General features: G+C 49.3%; 19 protein-coding genes and 1 pseudogene. 8 read left to right on the forward strand and 12 right to left on the reverse strand.

Annotated features, from left to right (window positions below):
- Window positions 1-9: 9 nt before the first annotated feature.
- The 4 genes from J2Y43_RS09605 to J2Y43_RS09620 form a co-directional block, all read right to left on the reverse strand.
- Complete coding sequence (locus J2Y43_RS09605) at window positions 10-678, reverse strand: response regulator transcription factor (RefSeq protein WP_309981973.1); 669 nt, start codon at window positions 676-678, stop codon at window positions 10-12.
- Between the two features lie 291 nt (window positions 679-969).
- On the reverse strand, window positions 970-2556 hold the full coding sequence (locus tag J2Y43_RS09610) for a DUF4394 domain-containing protein (RefSeq protein WP_309981974.1): 1587 nt from the start codon (window positions 2554-2556) through the stop codon (window positions 970-972).
- A 145-nt stretch (window positions 2557-2701) separates the two neighbouring features.
- Window positions 2702-3493, reverse strand: coding sequence for a ferritin-like domain-containing protein (locus tag J2Y43_RS09615; protein WP_309981975.1), 792 nt, complete (start codon window positions 3491-3493; stop codon window positions 2702-2704).
- Between the two features lie 27 nt (window positions 3494-3520).
- A complete protein-coding gene (locus tag J2Y43_RS09620) occupies window positions 3521-4234 on the reverse strand; it encodes a ferritin-like domain-containing protein (RefSeq protein WP_309981976.1) in 714 nt (237 codons plus the stop codon).
- Window positions 4235-4575: 341 nt separating this feature from the next.
- Between J2Y43_RS09620 and J2Y43_RS09625 the strand changes: the two genes are divergently transcribed.
- Window positions 4576-5130 (forward strand): fasciclin domain-containing protein, encoded by a 555-nt coding sequence (locus J2Y43_RS09625; protein ID WP_309981977.1) that lies wholly within the window; start codon window positions 4576-4578, stop codon window positions 5128-5130.
- Between the two features lie 97 nt (window positions 5131-5227).
- Here J2Y43_RS09625 and J2Y43_RS09630 read toward each other — a convergent pair whose 3' ends face one another.
- Both J2Y43_RS09630 and J2Y43_RS09635 read right to left on the reverse strand, forming a co-directional pair.
- Entirely contained in the window at window positions 5228-5959 is a 732-nt protein-coding gene (locus J2Y43_RS09630) for a LytTR family DNA-binding domain-containing protein (RefSeq protein WP_309981978.1), read from the reverse strand.
- Window positions 5956-6783, reverse strand: a complete 828-nt coding sequence (locus J2Y43_RS09635) for a histidine kinase (protein WP_309981979.1) — start codon at window positions 6781-6783, stop codon at window positions 5956-5958. Before J2Y43_RS09635 ends, J2Y43_RS09630 begins: the two co-directional genes overlap by 4 nt.
- A gap of 443 nt (window positions 6784-7226) precedes the next feature.
- Here J2Y43_RS09635 and J2Y43_RS09640 point away from each other — a divergent pair, with 443 nt between their 5' ends.
- Window positions 7227-9539, forward strand: a complete 2313-nt coding sequence (locus J2Y43_RS09640) for a TonB-dependent receptor (RefSeq protein WP_309981980.1) — start codon at window positions 7227-7229, stop codon at window positions 9537-9539.
- A gap of 1 nt (window position 9540) precedes the next feature.
- Window positions 9541-10314: a DUF4249 domain-containing protein gene (locus tag J2Y43_RS09645; protein ID WP_309981981.1), complete on the forward strand. Its 774-nt coding sequence runs from the start codon at window positions 9541-9543 to the stop codon at window positions 10312-10314.
- 96 nt (window positions 10315-10410) lie between these two features.
- Here J2Y43_RS09645 and J2Y43_RS09650 read toward each other — a convergent pair whose 3' ends face one another.
- Window positions 10411-11238, reverse strand: a complete 828-nt coding sequence (locus tag J2Y43_RS09650; protein ID WP_309981982.1) for an NrtR DNA-binding winged helix domain-containing protein — start codon at window positions 11236-11238, stop codon at window positions 10411-10413.
- A gap of 475 nt (window positions 11239-11713) precedes the next feature.
- On the opposite strand from J2Y43_RS09650, the gene J2Y43_RS09655 reads away from it, so the two are divergent.
- From J2Y43_RS09655 to J2Y43_RS09665, 3 genes are all read left to right on the forward strand, one after another.
- Window positions 11714-14602: a TonB-dependent receptor domain-containing protein gene (locus J2Y43_RS09655; RefSeq protein ID WP_309981983.1), complete on the forward strand. Its 2889-nt coding sequence runs from the start codon at window positions 11714-11716 to the stop codon at window positions 14600-14602.
- 66 nt (window positions 14603-14668) lie between these two features.
- Complete coding sequence (locus J2Y43_RS09660; RefSeq protein WP_309981984.1) at window positions 14669-16363, forward strand: hypothetical protein; 1695 nt, start codon at window positions 14669-14671, stop codon at window positions 16361-16363.
- Between the two features lie 39 nt (window positions 16364-16402).
- Window positions 16403-17206 (forward strand): SDR family oxidoreductase, encoded by an 804-nt coding sequence (locus J2Y43_RS09665; RefSeq protein ID WP_309981985.1) that lies wholly within the window; start codon window positions 16403-16405, stop codon window positions 17204-17206.
- A gap of 15 nt (window positions 17207-17221) precedes the next feature.
- Here J2Y43_RS09665 and J2Y43_RS09670 read toward each other — a convergent pair whose 3' ends face one another.
- On the reverse strand, window positions 17222-19621 hold the full coding sequence (locus J2Y43_RS09670) for an ABC transporter permease (RefSeq protein ID WP_309981986.1): 2400 nt from the start codon (window positions 19619-19621) through the stop codon (window positions 17222-17224).
- A 763-nt stretch (window positions 19622-20384) separates the two neighbouring features.
- On the opposite strand from J2Y43_RS09670, the gene J2Y43_RS09675 reads away from it, so the two are divergent.
- A complete protein-coding gene (locus J2Y43_RS09675) occupies window positions 20385-21092 on the forward strand; it encodes a hypothetical protein (protein ID WP_309981987.1) in 708 nt (235 codons plus the stop codon).
- 10 nt (window positions 21093-21102) lie between these two features.
- Here J2Y43_RS09675 and J2Y43_RS09680 read toward each other — a convergent pair whose 3' ends face one another.
- The 3 genes from J2Y43_RS09680 to J2Y43_RS09690 all read right to left on the reverse strand — a co-directional run bounded on the left by J2Y43_RS09680 (window position 21103) and on the right by J2Y43_RS09690 (window position 23849).
- Complete coding sequence (locus tag J2Y43_RS09680) at window positions 21103-21843, reverse strand: DUF72 domain-containing protein (RefSeq protein ID WP_309981988.1); 741 nt, start codon at window positions 21841-21843, stop codon at window positions 21103-21105.
- Between the two features lie 200 nt (window positions 21844-22043).
- On the reverse strand, window positions 22044-23201 hold the full coding sequence (locus J2Y43_RS09685; protein WP_309981989.1) for a cation:proton antiporter: 1158 nt from the start codon (window positions 23199-23201) through the stop codon (window positions 22044-22046).
- A gap of 198 nt (window positions 23202-23399) precedes the next feature.
- Window positions 23400-23849 carry an Hsp20/alpha crystallin family protein gene (locus J2Y43_RS09690; protein ID WP_309981990.1) on the reverse strand — a complete coding sequence of 150 codons (450 nt, stop codon included), beginning with the start codon at window positions 23847-23849 and terminating at the stop codon, window positions 23400-23402.
- A 211-nt stretch (window positions 23850-24060) separates the two neighbouring features.
- On the opposite strand from J2Y43_RS09690, the pseudogene J2Y43_RS09695 reads away from it, so the two are divergent.
- Window positions 24061-24222 (forward strand): annotated as a pseudogene (locus tag J2Y43_RS09695) (helix-turn-helix domain-containing protein); the annotation flags it as partial.
- A gap of 23 nt (window positions 24223-24245) precedes the next feature.
- Here the strand turns inward: J2Y43_RS09695 and J2Y43_RS09700 are convergent.
- Window positions 24246-24626, reverse strand: a complete 381-nt coding sequence (locus tag J2Y43_RS09700; protein WP_309981991.1) for a nuclear transport factor 2 family protein — start codon at window positions 24624-24626, stop codon at window positions 24246-24248.
- Between the last annotated feature and the right edge of the window lie 25 nt (window positions 24627-24651).

The following is a 24651-nucleotide window of genomic DNA, read 5'->3' on the forward strand; positions in this document are numbered from 1 at the left end:
GCGCATTGTTCATATTTCCTTTGCAATGTAGCCTACACCGCGGATGGTCTGGATATAATCTTCCTCTTTGGTGAGCCCCAGCTTTTTGCGCAGCGAGTTAATGTAAACGTCGATTACACCGGTGTTATACTCGAAATGAATATCCCAAACGCTTTCGATAATCCGTGTCCGCCGGCAAACCTTTCCTTTGTTGCGCAGCAGAAATTCCAGCAGGCCAAACTCTTTCTGCGTGAGCTTAATTTCCTGTGAATCCCTGAAAACCTGGTGGGATTGGGTATCGACTACAATGGGGCCCAACCGAAATTCAACCTGTTCGCCCGAATGTGGCCGTAATTGCACCTTGATCCGCTCCAAAAGTTCTTCAAAGCTGAATGGCTTTTTGATGTAATCGTTGGCACCGGCCTGCAAACCGAAGACCGTGTCCTGCACCGTATCGCGGGCGGTAAGAAAGATGATGGGTGTTTTAATCCCTGCTCTTCTGATTTCCCGACAGACCTCGACCCCGCTTTTCCCCGGCAGCATCCAATCGAGCAGTACCACATCATACGCTTCTGCGAGTGCCATTTCAAGCCCATCCAGGCCATTCGTCGCCGTATCGACCGAATAGGACTCTTCTTCAAGTCCCTGCCGGAGGAAGTTTAAAATGCCGGGTTCGTCTTCGATGATCAGGATCCGCATACGTTGGGTGGTAGTACTATGTCAGAACGCACGAAGTAAATAAGAAGCTATGATAAAATTGTATCCCTGACTCTTAAGATATGCTTAAAACATTTCAACATAAAACACGATAGCCTGCGGCTCAAAGATAAGTCGCAGGGTTGGTGGCGGTGAGATAGCTCGCCCGGCTTTCGGCTCATTGGCAGGCCTCATGTTTTTTTCCGAGCAATACAAAATCATTACGAAAGAGATTGACACAAAAAAGCACCATCCGGCTCGACCGGAATGGTGCTTTTTTTAAAATATAAAATTTCACAACCCGAACCCAACGGCAAGCCCTTTTACAGGTCCGCTGAACGGAAATTTGTGCATGGTAGCGCCGGTACTCAGATCGACGGAGTAAAAGCTGGTGTTGAGTCCCACCGTGAAAACGGCGTAGCCTTTGCCGGAGACATTACCGATGTCGAAGCCGAGACCAGGCTCAACATCGATTCCCAGGGCCTTCGGATCGGTCATTACACCGTTGTTGGGCGGTGTTTGTACATATAAAGTATTTGATTGACTGTCGATATCGAATAGCGTCGTAGTTGTAGTGCCCGGATAGCTATTAGTGTAGGCAACCGCGGTAATAAACGGAATGGGCCCTGCAACACCGATTTTGAGAGGTTGATCAACGACCGTCACGCCGTCAGTTACATTGATGCGGAGATTCTGCCCGTTGTCACTTACGACGCGCAGACGGTCCGCGACGGGATTGAAATCGACGCCGAAATAGGTGCCGCTGAGCATTAACGGGGTGTTGTCGGCCAGTTTCAGGCTTGCCAGCTCGGTAACAGCTCCGCTTCCAAGGTCTATTCCGTAAATTTTGCTGTTATTGCCCAGTGCGTAAAGCCTGCCGTTGGCAGGACGAATGTCTATGCCCTGTAATGTAACGCCTGGAATTGCCGGAATTGACTTGGTGCCGTATTCCATGCCGTTTTCCGGGTTGAAAATTTTCAGCATACCGCCGTCGGTCAAAGCATAGGCGACGGGGAGTGGGGGAATGGCAATACCGATGACATTCGCATTAGCCGGGAAATCGCCCAGCTTTTGGAGCTTGCCGGTGGCCAGATCCACGAAGTCGAGCTCCCATTTGCCGCCGAATTTGACAGAGACAATTGGGTAAATATCAGAAGGGTTTACGTCAGGGGAGATATCGAACCCGCCTACTTCCTCGATGTTCAGTCCGAGCGCTCCTACCGGCACCAATCCTCCGGGATTGGGAGGATTTTGTATGTATAACATGTCCGTTGAAGGGTCGATGTCGTAGAGTGTCGTACCTGCGCCCGCGGGTGCGGCAGTAACCCCTGCGCGACTGTTGGTGTAAGCAACCGCGCCGATCATTGGGTTGGCATAACCATTCAATGGTGAGTCGCCAGGAACAATTGCCCCGGTCTCAGGATGCAGGCGCAGGTTCTGGGTCGAGCTGGTCACCACTCGGATACGGTCGACGGTGGGATTGAAGTCGAAACCAACATGGCCGTTCAAAGTAGCGGCAATCGGTGCCGAGCCAATGCGGGTAGCCTTTCCGTGCTGATCGCCGGACTTAACATTCACTTGATAGAGATTATTCATCGAACTGATCGCGTAAAGTTGTCCGGTGGCAGGGCGGAAATCGATGCCTTTAAGCATATCGCCCTGTTCAAGACCGACTACTTCAAAAGTGCGTAACGGTGTGCCTGTATTTCGGATATTGATCTCGTGCAGCAGGTTATTATCCGACAATGCGTAGAAAATCCGGTCGGGAAGCGACGGCCCGGCAGGCGGCACGCGGTGATCGTCGCAAGAAGACATGGAGAACAAGAGGATGAAGCTAAGGGCGGCAACCACCAGCCTCAGGCGAAAGTTGAGTGATTTCATGGGAACGTGATTGAGTTATGTAGTTTTGATAACCCATTTACGCCGCCAGTCGGTCTTTGGATTTGTTGGTCATGTTAAAAAAAATCCGCTGTGCTATCACAACGGATTTTAAACTAACAATCAATTTACTTTACTATCAACTCAATCAACCTTTTATGAATGGACCGGCAATCGCCAGTACCGCGTCTTTTGTCAGGGGCTCGTCGAATGCTTCGGTAACAGCAGCATCCGTCTTTGATGCCAGGCCTTTGATATTTACTCCGCCCTGAGTCATATTGTCTTCGCCTGCGTAAATAGCAGGTACTGCGCCTTCCTTGCCCGTGATCCAACCTTTCATGGCAGGCGCCCCAAGCAATGTTGCAGCTAACCTGCGGGCAACAGCCGCGTGGCGGGCTTCTACGGAGTGGACCTGCAATGCATATTCCAGAATTTGCGGGTCCGGGATCAAAACCCCTGCCTGACCTTTGTAAGCTCGCACACCTGTATCTTCAAGCGCACTCGAAACTGTTACAAACGTCTTGTAATTACTGAATACATCGGCAAATGCACCTTTATAGGTAAAATCAAACATCGGTTTGGCAATGGCTTTCGCACCTAGTGCTTTCACCAGAAATGCTACGTGTTGCGACTCGTGCTTACCAATCTGCGTGAATATCGATTTGTCCGACGCAGGAATAAGATTTGCCGCTGCAAGCCCTCCTTTGTAAAACTCATCTTCCAGGTATTCGAGCGTTAGTGCATAGTTTAGCACATCGATCGCCGCCGCAGATTGCGCGAAGGCCTTGTTCACAATCGCTGCAAATGCAGTCGGAATAGCCGCCGAAGCTAATTTATTCCCCACCTTCCTCATGAAATAGCGGCGTGAAGCATATTCGAGTCTTCCCGCTGCATCGCCGTCGATTTGCTGAAACTGATCTATAATTTTGAAAATATCCATTGTTTCTGATCCTGTTAGTGTGAATGATTATTTACCTACGTTGGCGCCCGTAATCGTGTCTCTGACGTAGCCCTTAACCGCAGCAAGAATGTCAGCCGGCGCAATGGCCTTGTCCATTCCGTTCAGGTCGATAATGTCGTCACCGGCAAAGTCAGCAGATTTGGGGTTGATCAAGTCACGGATAACAGCCGCGTGGCGCGCTTCCACAGAAACAATCTTTCCTGCCAGGAGCAGGTAGTTCGGGTCCTTAATGAGCTTTCCCGCACCGTTATATGCGGCTACACCGGTATCCTCGAACAATTTGGCTGCACCGAGTACAGCGGTTCTGCTGCCAAAGTCGATTCCGTCAAAATTTGGAGTCAGCCCTTTGATGGCTTTGTCTGCCAAGGCAGCCTTGAAAAATTCGCGGTGAACGATCTCGTGGTCACGGATGTCTGTCAGGATGGTTTTTTCCATGTCGGTCATGCCGGAAAAAGGGGAATCGATCACCTTCGCGTAAAATGCTGCTTCGAGTTGTTCGAGTGCGTACGCATAGTTGAGCACGCCAATGTCGCCTGAACCAAGGTCTACCGCGTCACCCATGCCGGGTATCTGGTGGTCTTCCTTAGTGCAACCCGTTACGATCAAAATAGTACCGACTGCGGTGGTCAATCCTGCCGAGCTTAAAAACAACCGTCTGTTGACATGTGATGCTCTTTCTTCCTCTGCGCTGTTGGAGCTGTACTTCTTGTTTGTGTGCATGATCTTCGTAAGTAAAAGTTAATGAGCTTGTTTCCCTTTCATTTTGAATGAGTTTTCGGGGAGACTTACGCAGACTTGTAAGAATAAGATTGAAGGCAAAAAAAATATTTTTTTTAAGTGAATTCTGGTTTTGTCCATGCGCACTATACGCTCCAGACGGGTATGAACTTGATTTATGGTAGAGTTAACTATTTAATTATAAACTGGTTATGTATAAAAACTGGCTTTGCTAAGTCTCAATAATGTGGCAGAATGATCCAAGAGCAGATTGGCGGACGTAGATTGGTCGTGTTGATCGATCACACACACTTAACTGTTCACTTTTCAAGCTGACTTACACAATGAAAAAGCTAAATTTCTTTCTCGCAATGATCACTTTGTTAGTGATTGGAAACCATTCGTTCGCACAAGAAAAAACTGTAACCGTCGGTGGAGCGCCTATGTATCCATCTAAAAACATCATTGAAAATGCCGTCAATTCAAAAGACCACACCACACTGGTTGCGGCTGTAAAAGCTGCCGGGTTGGTAGAAACCTTGTCGGGTCCAGGCCCGTTCACGGTATTTGCTCCGACCAACATGGCATTCGATAAATTGCCGAAGGGAACTGTTGATATGCTTGTAAAGCCGGAAAACAAAGCAATGCTAACGGGCATTTTGACCTACCACGTTGTTTCCGGCAATATGAGCGCAGCGGACCTGATGAAGGCCATTAAGGATGGAGGCGGCAAGGCCATATTGAAAACAGTGGCGGGTGGAGAGCTCACAGCGATGCAAAAGGGTAAAAAAATCGTTCTGACTGACGCCAAAGGCAACAAAGCGATGGTCACTATTGCTGATGTTTTTCAGTCTAACGGGGTGATTCACGTAATTGATACAGTGCTGATGCCAAAGTGAGGTGAACAGAGTTTGGCGTTTTTGGCCCATTGGAAGATGTGAAAGGTTTGACAATGCCTGAGCGCCGTTGAAAGATAGTAAGAGCCGAAACCGGCATTTACCGGTTTCGGCTCAATAATTTTCCTGTTACAAAACCATCAAAAAACTGCGTCCGATAAGCGTCGCCAATCGGGATTTCGTACTTGTCGATAAAGGCGGTGTTGTTATCAAAGGACGTCACTTGCCCCATGTTGATAATGTATGATTTGCTTACCCGCGCAAATGTGTTGTGCGGCAGCTGGTCGTAAATGGTTTTGATATTCATGGCGGTGATTACCTTCTGAGATACTGTCTGAATGACGACATAATCCTTTAACCCTTCTATGAAAAGGATATCGTTGAATTGTATCTTGAAAATGCGTCTTTCGGCTTTTACGAAGAAGTAGTCATTCGCTATCCGTTGTATGCTGTTGGTTGAGGCAGAGCCCGATTTCAACAGGTCCAGGTAGTTGGACGCCTTAAGAACGGCCTTTTGAAAACGCTCGATCTTGATCGGCTTTATCAGGTAATCCACCGCTTCCACTTCGTAACTATCCAAAGCATATTCCGCGTACGCGGTCGTGAAAATCACCAATGTCAATGGCGGTACGGATTTGGCGAAATCGATGCCGTTCATTCCAGGCATTTGAATGTCCAGGAAGAGCAGATCAACCGCCTCGTCGGCCAGGAACCTGGCTGCGGCATTCGCACTGTTGAAAGTCCCGACCAGTTCCACGCCTGGCGTTTTACTTACCAGGGACGCAATGCCCTCTCTGGCCAAAGGCTCATCGTCGACGATGATACATCTCATAACTTGATAATTAAGCTGAGCGAATAGGTTTGAGCGGAATCCTCCGATTTCAAAGCATGCCGATCGGGGTAAAGCAAGGAAAGCCTGCGTTTAACATTTGTCAATCCAAGGCCTCCGGGACCTGGCAGCGTGGCTTCCAACCGGGGTTTCGAGTTGGTGCATTTGAAACTCAATTCACCCTCATGGACGCCGAAATAAATATGAACCCAGGACCCGTTGTCGGCATCCAGGCTGTGTTTCACCGCGTTCTCGACAAAGGTCATAAACAGCAAGGGAGCGACCTGGATACCGGTGAGCTGCCCTTCGTTTGAAATGGTAAACTCAAAATTGTCCCGCCTTATTTTCTCCATATTGAGCAGATCGTGAATAAATCGAATCTCGGACGTCAGCAATACCTTGGGCCTGGCGCTATCGTATAACTGGTATCTCAAAAAATCGCTGAGCTTTTCGAGTATCTGGGAGGCTTTTTGCGGATCCTTTTGCGTAAGCACATTGACATTATTGAGCATGTTGAACAGAAAATGGGGATTAATCTGATTTTTCAGTTGCTCCAATTCGGCGGATTGCGTCAGATGTTCCAGTTCGCTGATACGCCGGGAGTCGATCAGCCAGCGCTGAAATAGTTTGATGGCAGTGGAGGCGGCAACCCACACCAGAGATATGAAGACATATTTCGCCACTCCCCAGTACGGCGTGGTTGAAAAGCCATTGGCTTGGTAGTTGAAAAAGACCAGGGGATAAGCGATGGCTATAAACAACGCGATGGCCGCCACAAACCGGACGTGTTTGTTCCTGAAGAGCAAATGCGGGACCAGCAAATACATATTCGTATAAAGAAGGGACACAAAAAAAAATGAAGAAGCGCAGTTTTAACAGGTCCTCGGAGGTGCCGTTGCCGCCCGGCTCCATGCTCAACACAAAAGTACCGAGCATAAATACCAGTACCAGGTGCCGGTATATCCGGTACTTTCGCGCAATCAGCAATTCCATGTAAGTGTCGCGGGCTGAAAGTCCATTGGCTGGTTCCATTCTGGTAGTCTTCACTTTTGCAACTCCAAGATAACGATCTAAATGCTGCACAAATGCTGAATTATACAAACGGCTTGGTTTATTATACCAACCCATCTCCCTCACTTCTATTGCCGCGAAGCAGGGCGGGGTTCTATAATGCCCTGCCACTTTGGTATAAAAGTTAGGCTCCTTCCTATAATTCGCAAAAGCCCCAGAGGTATAGAAAAGTAGCTTTGTTCGACTTCAATCCTGTTTTATGAACAAACTACTCATCCTGGGCATGTTGCTTTTGGCCGGTTTAAGCAGCGTTGCCCAGAAAAGATATACGATTAGCGGCACCGTGACCGACAAAGCGACCGGCGAGTCGCTGATTGGCGCGACCGTCGGCGTGAAAGGTACTCATGAGGGGACGGTTACGAATGAATACGGCTTTTTCTCCATCTCCCTTCCCGCAGCCTCTTACACGATCTATGCGAGCTATATCGGATATGCACGATACGCGGAAAAGGTGGTGCTCGATAAGGATTATAAGTTAAAGGTAACATTGGCCGCCGAGGGCAACACATTACAGGAGGTAGTGGTAAGTGATAAGGCCAAAAACGAGGCGGTGACCTCGGCGCAGATGGGGCGGGAAAATCTGAATGTGAAAAAACTGGCTTCGCTGCCGGTATTATTCGGTGAAAAAGACGTGATGAAAATCGTCCAGCTCTTGCCGGGCGTGAAAGCTGCCGGTGAAGGCAGCACCGGCTTTTATGTCAGGGGAGGTGCGGCCGACCAGAATCTGGTCCTGCTGGACGAGGCCATCGTGTATAACCCCTCGCACCTGCTGAGCTTTTTCTCGGTCTTCAATTCAGATGCGATCAAGAACCTTACGCTGTACAAGGGCAACCAGCCTGCGCAGTATGGCGGACGTTTGTCGTCGGTCATGGATGTGAAAACGAACGATGGTAACGATCAGTCGTACCACGCAAGCGGAGGGATCGGACTGATCGCCGCCCGGCTGAATGCGGAGGGTCCGATCGTAAAAGGGAAAGGGTCATTTTTAGTGAGTGCGCGGCGTACCTATGCCGATGCGTTCCTTGGGCTGTCCGGCGATTCCACGGTACGGAACAACCGGCTGTATTTCTACGATCTGAATGCCAAGTTGAATTACAAAATCACCGACAAGGACCGGATTTATCTTTCCGGCTATTATGGCAAAGATGTTTTGTCGTTTGGGGACGTTTTGGGCATCGACTGGGGCAATGCCACGGCAACCCTGCGATGGAACCATGTTTTTAGTTCGAAACTATTTTCAAATACTTCTCTTATTTACAGCGACTACCGTTACAAAGTCCACGTAAATACCGCAGGTGTAAACGGCAACATGTTGTCGTCCATCAAAGACTGGAACTTCAAGGAGGGGCTGGATTACTACCTAAGCAGTAACAATTCCCTGCATTTTGGATTCAATTCCATTCACCATACCATCACGCCCGGAATTATCACCGCCAGCCCGGCCGTCTCGGACACGGCCAATTCGCGAACCTGGGAAAATGCGGTTTACGTCAGTGACAGTTGGAAGGCGACAAGGAGACTCAACATCGACGCCGGAATGCGGTTGAGTGCCTTTGTGGTCCTTGGAGGCGATTCCCGGTTCTATACGCTCGACGACAACCGCCAAATCGTTGATACCCTTCAATTCCCGTCGAATCATGTGTTTAAGACCTATGTGAATTTTGAACCCCGGATATCCGCCAGCTACCAGTTGGGAAATTCGTCGTCTATCAAGGCTGCCTACGCGAGAAACGCACAGTACCTGCATCTGTATTCCAATTTCATTACGAGCAACCCGATCGATAAATGGGTGGCCACCAATAACATTATCAAACCGACGGTGGCCGACCAGGTGTCGCTTGGCTTCTTCCGGAACCTCAAAGAAAATACTTATGAAACCAGTGTGGAAGCGTATTACAAGGCAATGCATAATGTGGCCGATTACAAAGACAATGCCCAGATTTTGAACAGCAACGAACCGATAGAGCCCCAGCTTCTATTCGGGCAGGGGCGTGCGTACGGCATTGAATTCAGTGTAAAAAAGAATGAAGGCCGGCTGACAGGCTGGTTGTCTTATACATTATCACGAACAGAACTTCGGATCAACGGCGTAAACGACAACAAATGGTATCCTGCCACCCAGGACCGTACTCACGACCTGTCCATCGTGGGAATGTATAAATTATCGAAGAAATGGACGTTGTCGGCCGATTTTGTTTACTATACCGGTAATGCCGCTACCTTCCCGAGCGGCAAATATGAGGTCGACGACCAGGCGATACCGTACTACACGGGGCGAAATGAATACAGAAGACCGGCCTATCACAGACTGGACTTGGGCGCTATTCTCAAATTGAAGGAACGTAGGCGATTCTCTTCCGAACTTGCTTTCAGCATTTACAACGCCTATGGAAGGCAGAACCCGTACATTATCACCTTCGAGACTGACCCCGACGACCCAACCAAGACGCAGGCGCTCCAGACCTCATTATTCCGATGGGTGCCTTCTATTTCCTACAATTTCAAATTTTAGTATGATGAAAACATCGGTTTGGATGCTCGCATTTTGCGTAACCTCATTTTATTCCTGTCAGAAAGTGATTGAAGTCAAGCTTAATCCGTCGTCTCCCAGGTATGTTATCACCGGCAATATCACCGACCAGCCGGGCCCTTATGAGGTAAAAATGACAAGCTCCATCCATTTTGATCAGGATAACAATTTCCCCGCAGTAAGCGGCGCCAAAGTCTACATCACAGATCAGAACGCCGGATTGACGGATACCTTGACGGAGGTGACCCCGGGCCGGTACCTGACGCACGTGTTAGCGGGCGTGCCCGGGCATACGTACAAAATGGTGGTAATGCTGGGAAATGAAACGTTTTCCTCCGTTTCTACAATGCCGCCACCCATTGCGCTGGACAGCCTGTATACGAAGGCAGCTACTTTTGGAGACGGCACAGATGTTGTGGCCCTATATGATGATCCTGTCGCGCGAGGAAACTTTTATCACCTTGTACTAGCTGTTCAGGACCGACCGTCGCGGGAGATATACCTGCACAACGACAAAATCAACAACGGAGCAACGGTGACGCACGTTTTAAATAATGATGTAGACATCAGAAGGGGTGATATCATTACGGTGAGCCTGCAATGCATCGATACCGACGTGTATGACTTTTACTACTCTCTGGACCAGGCTTTGAAGCAAAACTCAGCCGTGATCTCCAACCCGAAAACGAATATACGCGGGGGAGCTATGGGCTATTTCTCAGCACACACCACCAGGACAAGAAGCTTTGCGTACTAGCACGGAATTCACGGATTCTGTGTGGCGAGAGGTTCCTCCGACATTACCAACTGCACATCCGGCTGTTCTGGTTATCCAAAATCAGGAGTTCTTATTCTACGTCGAGATAGGTAAGGGGGAATCGGCTATTGGATAATCACCCTCCGCCAGTAACCGGTCATACCGTTCCTTATCGAAACGATACAGGTAGGGCGCTTTATTGGCGGCACCTGTGTACTTCTTTTCCAGCCGGTCGAGCACGTTCAGGCGCAAAATACGTTTGGGGAAATTGTTTTGGGCAAAACGCTTGTCGAAGATGGCCTCATACACATCCTGAATTTCCTGCATCGTAAAGGTTTCCGGAAGCAGGTTGAATGCATTCAGTTTCTGATCGACTGTAAGCCGCAGTGTCGAAAGCGCGTTGGCCACGATCTGGTTATGGTCCATGATCATCGGTGGTAATTCGTCCACAGGGTACCATTCGATGGAAGCGTCGAGATCCGTCTTTTGTGGAATGACCTGGTTCATATCCACCAACGCGTAGTAGCCGATCGATATGAACCGCCGCGTAAACCAATCATAATCCATCCGGCTGCGCTGCCCTTCCGCCAACGGGTTGTTGAACAGTTCGGTATTCTGTTCGATCATGCGGTCCATAAAGGCGCGGCTGTTTCGGTTTGCCTTCCCCATCACCTGAAATTGTTCAAGGTAGACGTCCTTGATGCCCGTGCGCGCCTGAAGTATGCGTCTGGCCGCATCGTCCGTATCTTCGTCCTGGTACACAAAACCGCCGGGCAGGCCCCAGAAATCCCCTTTAAAAGCGAGCTTCGGCACCATTACCCTCAGCTTCTTGTCGTGGTAGCCGAGAATGACACACTCGACGGATACCTGTTCAATGTAATTTTTATCACTTACCGATTCCACGGATTTCATATTGCTTTTCATTCCTCTGTTTAGGTGGCCGGTCTGCACAAGCGCTGCCGGAGAAGGTCTCAAATATACAGATTTTGGAATATTATCTATTGTTATAGAAAATAACCAACTGCAAATGTCATCCCGTAAATTTTGTAGAACACAAGTAACTAAAACAGACCGGGAAGCCCCGCCCCGGAAATAGAAATAAAAGTGAAAAATTTATTATCTATTCGAGTAGATAATAATAATATTTTTCCTTTACATTTGTGGAGTAATGTATGTTATCAGATAAACGCATTGAAGTAATCAACTGCCAGTCATTCTATTATAGTATGACTGGAGTTTTTTAAATCTCATCCGATTTTATGCTAAAAACTGCCAACGCCATAGGTTGTTGTGCCCGGATCCGGTTTGCCTTTTGAAATAATACCACACTCAACGTGCAGCGCCTTGCAAACGGCGCATATAGGAAAAGTACAATACAACTCCATTAACCGATTTGTAGATGAACAGACAATTCTACCTTCCCCGGCCTGAAAATGTATTCGGGCTGCTGTCAGGACTCGTGTTCCTATTTATGGTCAATTGCCCGGTTGCGTTAGCACAGTCATCGGTTCACGGAAAGGTGAGCGATGGCAAAGGAGAAGCCCTGCTGGGCGTCAGCGTGAAAGTGAAAGGTGCCAGCCAGGGCACGGTCACGGATGGTTCGGGGAGTTATCAGCTTCCGAACCTGGCACCGTCGGCTACGCTTGTGTTCAGTTTTATTGGTTTTCTGCCTAAGGAAGTGCCGGTGGGCTCCCGGACGGTCATCGATGTGACGCTTTCGGAAAGCCCTGCCAACCTGGACGAAGTGATCGTTACCGGTGTGTTCGACAAGCGCAGCCGGATGGAGTCCTCCGTCGCGATATCGGTGCTCCCTTCCAAGCTCATTCAGTTGCAGGCGCCCCTGAGCGCCGCCGACCTGTTGCGAAATGTGCCCGGCGTATATGTTAATTCATCGCTCGGGGAAATCCGGAACACGGTCAGTTCCAGGGGTGTAAATGTGGGAGGGAACGACGTATCCAACGGCTATTATTACGTTTCGATGCAGGAGGACGGTCTGCCGGTAACGAATGCAACTTACGGAAACTACGGCCCGGATTTCTTTCTGCGGCCGGACCTCACCCTGGGCAAACTGGAAGCCGTGCGGGGTGGTACGGCGTCGATCCTGGGTAACAATGCGCCCGGCGGTATCTTCAACTATGTTTCCAAAACGGGCGGGCAGGCATTCGAGGTGCAGGCCCGGGCGAAGTTCGGGCTGGAAGGCAATGGCCGGAATCCCTATTACCGGGCCGACGCCAACATCGGCGGCCCCTTGGCAAGGGACAAGACGCTCACGTTTAATGTGGGCGGGTTTTGGCGACAGAATCATGGTGCCCGCTATCCCGGATACCCGATGAATAACGGCGGGCAGATTAAAGCCAATGTGCTGAAACGTTTCAAAAATGGTTCATTGAAACTGTACGCCAAACACCTGAACGACCACAATTCCTGGTTCGAACAATTGCCGACCGTCAATTTCAAAAATCCTCATCTGGCACCGGGTGTCAAGCAAACCAACTCGGTACTGATCCCCCCGGTTTCGGCCGAATACACCATTAACAACACCGGCGAGCGCGGTACCTTCGATTCACGCGACAAAATTCACTCGAAAGATCTGGCGATAGGTGCCAACTTCGACCATAACTTCGGCAAGGGATGGACCGTTGAAAATAAGATCCGCTATGCTTACAAAACGTCCTTTTGGAACACCACATCGATTCCCTATCCGTTTGCCATTGATAATGTGACCTTTTATGGGGTAAATAGCCTGGCCGGTAAACTCGGCACCTATTCGTTCCAGGATTTGGCCACCGGCACCGAACTGGCCAATGTCACGCAGGGCATCAATTTCGTAAACGGGGCACCCGCCGGCCTTAAATTTACGGTTAACAGCAGCAGCTTGCCTGGGGATCAAATCCAGAAAAACTCCCTGACATTCAATCCTTTGATCGTATTTGATAATCGGGTGAAGGAAACCATCGACCAGCTCACGCTCACCAAGCGGCTTAGCCACATGAGCTTCACGGGCGGCCTGTACTATGCGCATGCGGATGTGAAGCGGCTCAATCCGAATGGCGTCGGCAGTATGTTCGGCCTGATGGCAAGCCCGCGCCCGCAACCGACAGCCATTGTTTACACCGACATGCAGGGAAAGGTTTATCAGGTGACCAACCCCGACGGTATCACGGGCGGCTCGGGCCGGAGCGTTGCGACCAACATCTTCGACCTCATGCAAAATCAGCTGGCGGGCTTCTTCGGCCATACCTGGGAAATGTCCGATAAACTGAACTTCGACTGGGGTATCCGCTTTGAACGTATACGGGTGAGAGGTAGCAATCAAATCGCTTCCGCAACCACTTCCACCGACGGCGGAACGGACAAGAATCCCCTCACATTATACGACAACATGGGCGGGGCCGTCACTTCGACGCTGACGTATAACAAAACTGTTAAGACGATTTCATATTCGGCGGGCCTGAATTACAAATTTAATGACCAGCTGGCCGTCTACGCCCGGTATTCGCAAGGCCGCAAAGCACCCGATCTGGGAATTTATCTGAATGTCCAGTCTTCGGTCAATGCCGATTATCTCAATCCGATTGCCCAAAGCACGCAGCAATATGAGGTGGGTTTTAAAGCTAAAAAAGACCGGTTTTCCCTTTTTGTAACGCCGTTTTACAGCTTGCTGGGCAAAGTTCCTCAGCAGGCCCTCGGCCAGGAATCGGCCGAGCTGACCTCTACTTACACGACCGCCGTACTTTACAACAAGTTTAAAACAATAGGGGTTGAAATTGAAGGTACATACAACCTGAACAAGCAACTGAGCGTCCGGGCCGTAGCCACTTTCCAAAAATCTACGGCTGTCGATTTCAACACCTGGGTACTGAATGGGAATGGAAAGGCCGACGACCAGATTCAAAGCTATTCCGGCAATGAAACCGACTACTCGCCCCGCCAGATCCTCCGTGTTTCACCTACTTACACCTCCGGCAAAGTGTACGGTTCGATTGACTGGTCATATATCGGCAGGCGGGCAGGTAATGTAGCGAACGTGTTTTACCTCCCCGGCTTTGACCAGACCAACCTGAACCTGGGTTACAACATTTCACGCAGGTTGCAGATCCAGGCCAACGTTAACAATGTGTTCAACCAAAACGGCATCATGGGCTGGTCGGCGCCGGGCGGGTTCCCGGCCTCGCTCAATACCCAGGGCTTCACCAAAGCACAAATGGAGGGGAATCCCAATGCGGTGTTTTTTACATTGAGCCTTCCGCCCAGGTCCTATTTCTTAACAGCCACCTACACCTTCTAGTCTAATCACCCATTACCCGGATCACAATCATCCGCCGTCCCACGGCGGCTCATTCAATCATTCAAAATGAAAAAGTCAACCTACCTGATGTGTCTCTGCTGTCTGGCTTGCCTGCTGCATTCACCCGTCTTCATCTTCGGACAAAAGGCTGCGACCAATCAAACGAACTACGCGCTTATGCCCAAGCTCCCGCGGCCGCCCAAGCCCGAACCGTTCAAAGTTTCGACCATCCCGCTCCCTGAAAGCGTCCTCGATGCGGTTTTGGTCAACTATTTGCCCGATGCCCAACACCTGATTATGGAAGTGACCATAGCCGGTGCGAAGAAGTCGAACCTTGCCATTATGAAAGACGACGGCACCGGTTTCAAATGCCTTACCTGCGAGCTGCCGGAGAACATTGGCGGGGAAATGCCTGTGCCGCTCCCGGATGGAAAGCGTGTTTACACGCCCACCGGCATTCTCGAATGCAGTCCGTCCATCGTGGACTGCAAGCAGGCGCGGATTCTTCCGCTTGTGTACCCCACGGTTCCGGGAGGCAAAACCATCGCCCGTATTGCCAGCAACATGTCGCAGGACGGGGTTCACGTGGCATACACCCTGCTGGTTGCCAGGCCAACGCCGAGTGCCCTGGTGCTCGTGAGCGAGCTAACGCGTGTCTCCGATGAAAAAGGAGAGCGTTACGAATTGGCCAAAACGAAAGTGATCTCGGGAGACAAAGCAGCTCTGCCAGGCGCACCAGATTTCCGGCCATTCTTCTTCGGAGGGGGCGAAGTGAAGAGCTTCACCGGTATGGGGAAATACCTGACGACCATCAGCGCATTTGAAGCGGGTAACTTTGATATTGCTAAAATCGACCTGACCACTGGCGAGGTAACACGGTTTACCCGGCATTTCAGCTATGACGAAGGCGTGTATCCTTCACCGGACGGCAAATGGCTCATTTTCCAGTCGCACCGGCATACGACCCGGATGGATGCGTTCAGCCTGATCCCCCGCCCGCTTATCGTCAATAATGCACTGGCACCGGGCGTTGCGGAATGGCGGAACGAAGAGGTAGAAGGGTTCAGGGACGCCCGGCGGTACTACGGCCTGACGATGACCGACCAATACGGAGATCGCGCGCGGCTCCCCGAGGATGGATACACCGGGCAGAACCTGACAACGGCATCGGACAACCTCACCAAATATAACCATTTTGGTAACCTCACCTGGCATCCCAGCAGTACCCGCGGCATTTTCTGGGAGCAAAAAGACCCGCGCAAGGTAAAAAAGGGCGAAGCCATGGGCCGCCTGCGGATAATTACGTTTACTTCTAGAAAGCCGACTGTTCCGCTTAAAATCGTAACCCCAACAATGGATTGGGCTACTAACCTGGAAGATTTAAAACCGTTGAATTCCTCACAACCCACCGAAGGGAAACTCGTAGGCCTTGTTTCGGGACATGCCAATATAAGCACCCAAAAAGCGGAGTCGCCGTCGGGGGAAACGGTATTTAAAATCGAGTACGTTAATTTTTCGGATGACGGGCAGTACGTCCTGAATGGCTCGGAAACGATCGGTCAGAAAACGTTTTGGGAGGCAACCTGGAATGCCGATATTACGGTGTCCGGCAAACACAAGGGGTTCCTCAAAGTGGAGAATGCCAAATTCAGCGGAAGGAGCCACGGATCGGGTATCATCAAGACGCAGCTGGACAACCGCAAAATCGAAGTCGATTTGTCGAAAGGCTTACCCACCGGCGTGCCTGGCGAGCTTCGCTAGCATTTCCACTGGACGGATCAGGATACAACTAAAATTTTTATGCAACTAACGAACAAGACCATTGTTGTTACCGGTGCCGGAAGCGGCATCGGTCAACAACTCAGCATGCAACTGGCGCAACGTGGTGCTAACGTGGCCGGCGTGGATATCAATGCTACCGCACTCGGTGAAACCGGGAACCTTGCTGGCCCGGCACCGGGTCAATTTAAAGGTTTCAGAACCGACATTACCGATCCGGAAAAAGTGAACGCGCTACCGGCCGAAGTGCTTGCCCATTTCGGTTCGGTCGACGGGATCATCAACAATGCAGGTATTATCCAGCCTTTCCGGCCCGTTCCTGAATTGACGATGGAGGAGATTAACCGGGTAATGGCGGTTAATTTCTACGGTACGATTTATGTTACCCGTGCATTTGTGCCGCTTCTTTTAACACGGCCGGAAGCACATATTGTTAATGTATCGAGCATGGGCGGCTTTCTGCCGGTGCCTGGTCAGACGATCTACGGCGCGGCCAAGGCGGCTGTGAAACTATTCACCGAGGGCCTTTATGCCGAATTGAAGGACACACCAGTGAAAGTTACCGTGGTTTTTCCGGGCGCCATTGCCACCAACATTATGCAGAACTCCGGCCTGAATCTCCCCAAGGCAGATACGGCCGGTGAATCGAAATTCAAACCCATAGCAGCCGCACAAGCCGCGAGTGAAATCCTGCGAGGCATGGAGAAAAACCAGTTCCGCGTGGTAATCGGTCCGGACGCCCGGGCGATGGATAAATTGTACCGGCTGAGCCCCAGATATGCGGCTGATCTTATTCAGCGTAAGATGCGTTCGTTGCTGGGTTAGTGCTTTGAAAATGGGTTACTCCATCCGCAAGCTGGTTACAGGATTTTGCAATGCTGCGCGAATAGTCTTGTAGCTTACGGTAAGGATGGTGATGGCAAGCATAACCGAGGCGGCGCCAGCGAAAATCAGCCACGAAACTTCTGTATGAAAGGCGTACTTTTCCAGCCATCGATCCATCATGTACCAGGCGATAGGCGTTGCCAGCGTGCATGAAACGGCTACGAGAATGACGAAGTCGACAGTGAGCAGCTGCCACAAGCTGGCAGGGGATGCACCCATCACTTTTCGGATTCCTATCTCCTTTGTGCGCTGTTGCACGATAAACGATGCCATTCCAAAAAGTCCAAGGCAGCTTATGATAATAGCCAGGACTGTAAATATTGATGCGAGGGTGCCAACCCGTTCCTCTGCCGCAAATTTCAACGCATATTCCTGGTCCGCAAACTGGAAATTGAAGGGCGAATCGGGACTATATTTTTTGAAAACGGCTTCAATGGATTTTAGCGCAAAACTGGCGTTAGTTTCGGGGTTGAGCCTTGCGGTGATAAACCTGCCGGCTTTCGGATGAATGAAGAATATCGATTTTTTAACCGGATCGTATGGCGATTCCATGATCATATCTTTGATCACCCCAATGATCCTGAAACGCCTTCCATCCCAGGTTACAACTTCTCCGATCGCATCGTTCAGGTCGTGCCTGGCAAGTCCCATGAACTTTATCGCTGCCTCGTTGACGACAATCCCGGAGGAATCTGTTGACAAAGTCCGGGTAAAATCACGCCCGGCCAGAAATTCCCAACCAACGGTTTTTCCAAAAGTATGCGAAACGCCAATTGTCGCGAATTCTGAATTGAGGGCGGGATCTTTACCTTTCCAATCGAACCCGACATTGGCCGAAAAAACCTCCGTTGGAGGAGCTTGAGATTCGGCCAGCGAAGTAACTGACCCTGTTTTGACCAAATCGTCGAGGGCTGCATCAAAATGAAGGTGGATATCAGCTGTGTTTACAAGCATTGTCAGCAGGCCTTGCCTGGCGTAACCAATCGGACGATTTTTGGCATATAAGATTTGCTTGTAAACCACGATCGTGCCGATCATCAATACAACAGAAACCGTGAATTGAACCACCACCAGGACTTTTCTGGGTATATGTCCGGAACGGCCCAATTTGCCTTTGAGCGCTTTAATAGGCTCAAAAGAAGATAAATAGAAGGCGGGATAGCTGCCGGCAATCAGTCCCGTCAGCAGTGTGAATAGCGTAACGCTCGCAAAGAAGATGGGATCTTTCCAGGGAATGACCATTTGTTTGTCGGCAATTTCATTGAAGGCAGGTAAGGCCAGGCGGGTCAGTACCAGCGCGAACAAGAGGGCAAACAATACAACCAGGAAAGATTCACTAAGGAACTGGCCAATGAGCTGCTGGCGCAATGAGCCGATTGCCTTTCGGACTCCAACTTCCCTGGCTCGTTGCCCCGCACGTGCAGTGCTCAGGTTCATAAAATTGATGCAGGCCAACAGCAATACAAATACACCGATCGTTCCAAAAAGCCACACAAAGCCAATGCGCCCTCCGGTGTTGTTACCATTCACCCATTCGGAGTGCAAATGCCATCGGCTCATAGGATGCAGCAGGATCTGCGGCTTGAACTTCAATTCGCTGTTGCCGGCTTTTTTTGCTTTAATGTTTCTGATCCTGTCGGATAATGTCTTTAAATCGGCTTTTTCTGAAAGCTGGGTCAAGATTTGAAAAGAACTGCTTTGCCATTCACTATTTGCCACGGCCTCTTTTACCCAGTTGGTAGAAGCCATAAACAGGTCAAACGGAGCAATAAAGGCAAGTTCATGAAATTCTGAATTGTACGGAATATCCTGGTAAACCCCGGTAACCTTCACATTCAGGTCTTTATTGATCTTCATCATCTTGTCCACCGGATCGGAATCCTTGAAAATCGCTTTTGCAGTCGATTCAGACAACAGGATTGTGGCCGGATCTTTCAGTCCGGAAGCACTTCCGCGGACCATTTTAAGAGAAAGCATTTCCGCAGCGCCGGGAGACATAAAATTACCAGGCCGGGTGAAGCTGGTCCCCGCATAGGCGAGTGTATGGCGTTGAAGCCAGGAAGTAATGACTACGCGCTCAAAATCGCCTCCGAAGTTGGTCTGCAATTCCGTGAAAAGTGGTGCCGGAACATTGGCCCCTGTATTAACTTCTCCGTCCAGGGTTTGCTGTTGCAGCACCCGGGCAATTCGGTGGTAGTTTTGATGACATTTATTGTAAGTGAGCTCGTCATAGATCCAAAGGCCGATGAGTATGGCGACGGTTATCCCGAGCGACAGCCCGCCTATGTTAACTAGGGAGTAGGTTTTATTCCCTGAAAGATTGCGCCAGGCTATCTTAAAATAATTGCGGATCATGCAAAATCAGCAGATTAAATAAAAAAGGAAGTCGATTTCATAGTTATATTGAAAGAATTGTTCCAGATATAGAAAGTGCCTTTTCAAGCGCTAAGTCCATATAGACGGCAGCCGGCGCGTCCGGTATTGAACGTGTTGTTCGTTTTTGATTTGTAAGGTGTAGTGGGTAAAATTCCAGGTAAGCCTATAATTCCTGGTAAAGCCTATACGTGCTTAAAACTTTCCCGGGAGTTTGTATCCCTGTTGCGAATTAACCGTCACCACCTATAAAATGGATGTCCAAATTTTCGCTCACAAAACGGCTGGTTCAACTGTAAGCTTACAATCGTCTTTGACAGTTGTTTTGCCGGGGCAGGATTTTTTTGAACCGTATCATCAGTGAATCCACAGCCTTACATGCTTAATTACAAGGCGCATGCCATTACTTCAATAAATTGATATACAGCTGTATATGGGATTTTAGCCCTTGGTTTTCGGACGATATTTCGTGTAACTACTTGCTTCGCCACGAAATACAGCGTGGTTTACGGGCGAACCGCGGGACTGCCCAAGTTTGTAACGATATTTCGAAATGTGGCCGTTTGCCGGAGCACCTAGCGATTCCCGAAACTTACCAACGCTCATGTCGCGTGTCGCCAGCGGAGGACGGGGATACAGCTTGAACGGGCATACTTTTTTAACTCAATGGCGAGCTATTGTTTTGAAAAAATGTCGCTTCAATGGCAAATTGATTTCAACCATTCATAATCAATCGCGTGGCTCTATGACCAGAATTGTACTTGTTTTTGCAGCATCCGTGATGATGCTCTCCTGCGGTGTCCTGAAAAACAGTCCAAAGTATAAAATGACCGACGGTGTCTACAATACGAAGATCGGCGAGCAGAAAAAGCAGGTTTATGTGGAGAATGCAGATGACTCCATGCTGGTTTACCGATTAGAACCAGGCTGGAAAACAAATAGTTACAGCGGCAAGGCAATGAAGCCAACCATATATCCGCGTGGTGTAGACAAGGAGATTGCGGCAAGCCGGTATTGGAAAAGCAGCTTTGACCTGGATATACTGACTACACCCTTTAAATACAGGCCTTCTACCAGTTCCTTTACACCGCAGCTCAGCAATCATTTGAATGGCGCATTGTATGTTGGATACAGAAATGACACCTATGAATTATCTTACAAAAGCAACCCGATCGGCAAGCTCCACCAGCGCGTAACGCATCTGGGTTTTTCCGCGGGCCTGGCAACGGGCATTGGCGTAACGCCGCTCAATCCATGGGTTACAGACAACAACATCAATGTGGAATACGATGGCTTTATCTGGTCGAAGGCGGTTTGCATCCTGATGGCTGTGGAGAAGCTTAATTTCGGGCTGGCATTGGGCATGGACCATTTGCTGGATAGCAATAAAAAGTACTGGATATACCAGGGAAAGCCCTACCTCGGGCTCACCGTCGGCTTAAACCTTAACTGACGGGCGGGTGTCATCCCGTTAGATAATCCTCCTGCAAAAATCTTTCTAACGTTTTGAGGTTATCCACTGCTGCACCGATCGTGTTGTTGAAGTAAACGTAGACTGACTTTCCCTCGCCTAACCACTCGGCAATATATCCGGCATACTCATAGAGCAGGCCCTGGTCGTAGCTACCTTTATAATCTCCGCCAGGTCCATGGAATCGCAGGTAAATATGGGCTGCTTCCAACTGGGGATGAGGCGATGTGCTGCCAGCTTTGTCGTGGTAAACCATAGCTGCACCGTACGCATTGAGCAGTTCATACACCGGCTCCTTGTACCATTCAGGGCTTCTGAACTCTACGGCTATCGGCCAGCCGCTCGTATTTGCCTGCTGAATGCCGAGCAGCATTAATTCAAGCTTTTTAAATAAAGCAGCTTTGACCGAGGCAGGAAACTGGATCAGAATGCATCCACTGCGATCCACGGCTCCGGCGATTACGTCAAAGAACGCCTCGATATCGGCCTGATCAAATGCCAGGGCCTTATTATGGGTAATTTGCTTCCATAGCTTAAAGGTGAAACGGAAGTTATCAGGAACCGACTGGCTCCATTGATTGATCGTCGAAGAACGCGGCAGCTTGTAGAAAATCGAATTGATTTCTATCGAATTAAAAAGTGCACCATATACTTGGAGGCGGCTTCGGCCTTCGAATTCCGGCGGGTACGCGTTGCGGTTCTTAAATGGCAGGACCAAACCACTCGTTCCCATAAATAGCTGCTGACTATACATATCAAGAGTCTTATGCGGCGCCTTTGTTAAAATACTATTCCAGCCAACCACAGCTTTAATTGTTCGTTAGCCGTTGGTGAGATGCATTTCAGGATCGTGTAAGACGATGAGGCATGATCAATGAAGGCAAGCACTTTGCCGAGTCACTTTTCAAAGTAGCTCGTAAGCCCGATCTTAGATCAAGAGGCAGTGTTTGGATTATTTTCACTTTCAATGAGTGTCTTCGGTCTCTTGAATGCAAATTTTCTGAGTGCGGTGATCCATATAGTGGACAGCAAGAGCGACAGAGCCGTAACGGCGATGCCGGTCTTAAAAAGGTCCTGGTCGATCACTTTCATTTTGTAAGCCAGCGAGCAAGCGAGAATTCCAAATTCCCCGATTTGTGACAACAGTGCCCCGGCGTAAAGACTGTCGGCCCATGAGTATTTCAGCCCTTTGAATATAAGCGCCGACAAACAGCTATTGACTGCAAGCAGCAGTAGTGTACCCATTCCTATGGTGAGCAGGTGGCTTTTCATATAGTCCACATCCAGGCGCAATCCGATCGTAACGAAAAATAAAGCGACGAAAAATACTTTAAAAGGGTGCAGCGCGCTGCCCAGCCATTTAAATGCATCCAGCTTGCCAATCAAAATGCCTGCTATGAAGCTCCCGAGTGCGCCACTGAGCCCGGACAGTTCGGCAAGCAGGCCAAACCCCAGGCACAGCAGGCAACCTGCGAAAATCTGAAGCTCTTGGTCGTCCCGAAAAATGTGCTTGATTTTTAACTGAACCAGGTCGCGATTCCGAATGGCGCGTAGCAAGACAAATACCAGTACCGACGTCACGGCAGATAACCCTAAATGCAACCAGGAAAAGGGCTCCGCACCTGCAAACTGCAAGACGCCCAGTATTGGTGCGAGCATTAAATCCTGCAATAAGAGAATATTTAATATAGTCGTGCCAAACTCTGTTTTAAGCTCGCCGTTTTTACGGAGATACTCGCTCACAACGGCCGTGCTGTTAAAGATCAGTAAAACGAAAATGATGGCGCCCGTCAGCCATGGCCATCCCATTAAAAATGAAATCGGCATCACCAAACCAAAAGTCAGCACGATCTTCATCCCTTGGGCTACCAATGGCTTAAACAACAGCGACTTGTTATCCGGGATGTCGATTTCCATGCCCAGGAAAATCATGAGCAACAGAATACCGATTTCAGCGACTGGCTCGACGTCCTCTGCACCCTTAAAAATATTAGCGGCATAGGGACCGATCAGGAAGCCTGCAATGATGTAAGCGATCATGTAAGGCTGCTGAAACCTCTTAAGCACCATGATGAGCAGCAGGATCAGCAAACTCAAAACGCTGAGCGAAACTAAAACCTGGTTCATTAGCCCAAACTCTTATTTGTTAAATGAATGCGCCGGATCACTACACTGCGCAACCGAAGATTGGAGTACTTAAAATTTCACCGGCGATAATGCAGGTATTGTTGTGGTGTATACTATCAGAAAGGTTAAAATGAGAGGGCTTGCATTCGCAAGCCCTCTCATTTATGCTATCTCAATTAAGCGCGGGGCCTTTTGCTTGGCTTGCTCTTGTTTTGGAATGGTGAGATGGAGCAAACCGTTCTCGTACCTGGCCGCGATATGCTCGACGTCAACGACGTCCTTAGGAAGGACGAAACTGCGCTGGAAAGATTGATAGCTGAACTCCCGGCGGTTGTACCCTTCGTGATCGGTTTCCTGTTCGCGCTCTTTCTGAGAACTGATGGTGAGCGTGTTGCCATTCAGCTCTATTTTGAAGTCAGTCTTATCCATGCCCGGAGCGGCCATCTCCACTTCAAAGTTGTCGCCGGTTTCACGGATATTGACCGAAGGCACAGTTGTGCTGGTCGCTGAATAATTATTGTTGCCCCAGTTAAAAAGTTCGCGGCCAAAGAAATCGTCGAACAGCGCTGGGAATGTTGTGGGCGTAAGCCCGTTCCTTTTGATGAGTGACATAATTAACCTCCTTTTTAAAAAGTTAAACAATCAATAAACAAAGGACTTTTGAGCCTTCATCGGGGTCTAATTCAAACTGCGTACCAATATTTAAATCCCGGAAAAAATTTCAGTATCGTGACATTTTTTTCTGACAAATTGTAAGTGTCAGCGTCACGAAGGTGGGCATAGATGTGTTCAAAGAGGTATACGACGTCAATGTGTTTGGTGTGATAAGCTGATTGAAACCGCTAAGGAAAAATTGTGTTCAACAACATTGACCATTTCCGAGATTGCTTATGAACTGGGCTTTGAGCATCCGCAGTCATTCAGCAGGCTCTTTAAAACAAAAACCGATCTTTCTCCGGTGGAATTCCGTCAGACTTTCAACTGAAGTCTCAACTGATGCAGGCAAATCTAGTGGAGTTGCATAAAACTTGCACCGATCACTTTCAAGTCAGCACCAAAGCGTTGCCAAACTCTGAAATACCTGAATTTTCCCTCTAATGGTGTGCCCATCATTTCTCCTTTCGCTGTCATTGTGACAATCGAAAGTGCGGTCTCGCCATTTATTTTAATCTCATCAATGATTGTTGAGGCGTCTTCGATACGCATTGCTTTTGCCCTGTGTGCGTCCAGGTCCATTTGTTTGGTCAGGACTTGCCCTGTCGGCGAAGCCGCAATCAAATCATCGTGTAGCAGTTGGTCTAGAACCTCCACATCGCTCACAAGTTGAGCCGAAAAGAGTTTGTTTTCAGCCTCTACAACGTCTTGTCTGTCAATTTCTGTTTTTTTCATGCTCCAATTTTGGGTTGTTTGAGGC

The sequence above is a fragment of the Dyadobacter sp. BE31 genome (genome assembly GCF_031457695.1).
Classification (GTDB): domain Bacteria; phylum Bacteroidota; class Bacteroidia; order Cytophagales; family Spirosomataceae; genus Dyadobacter.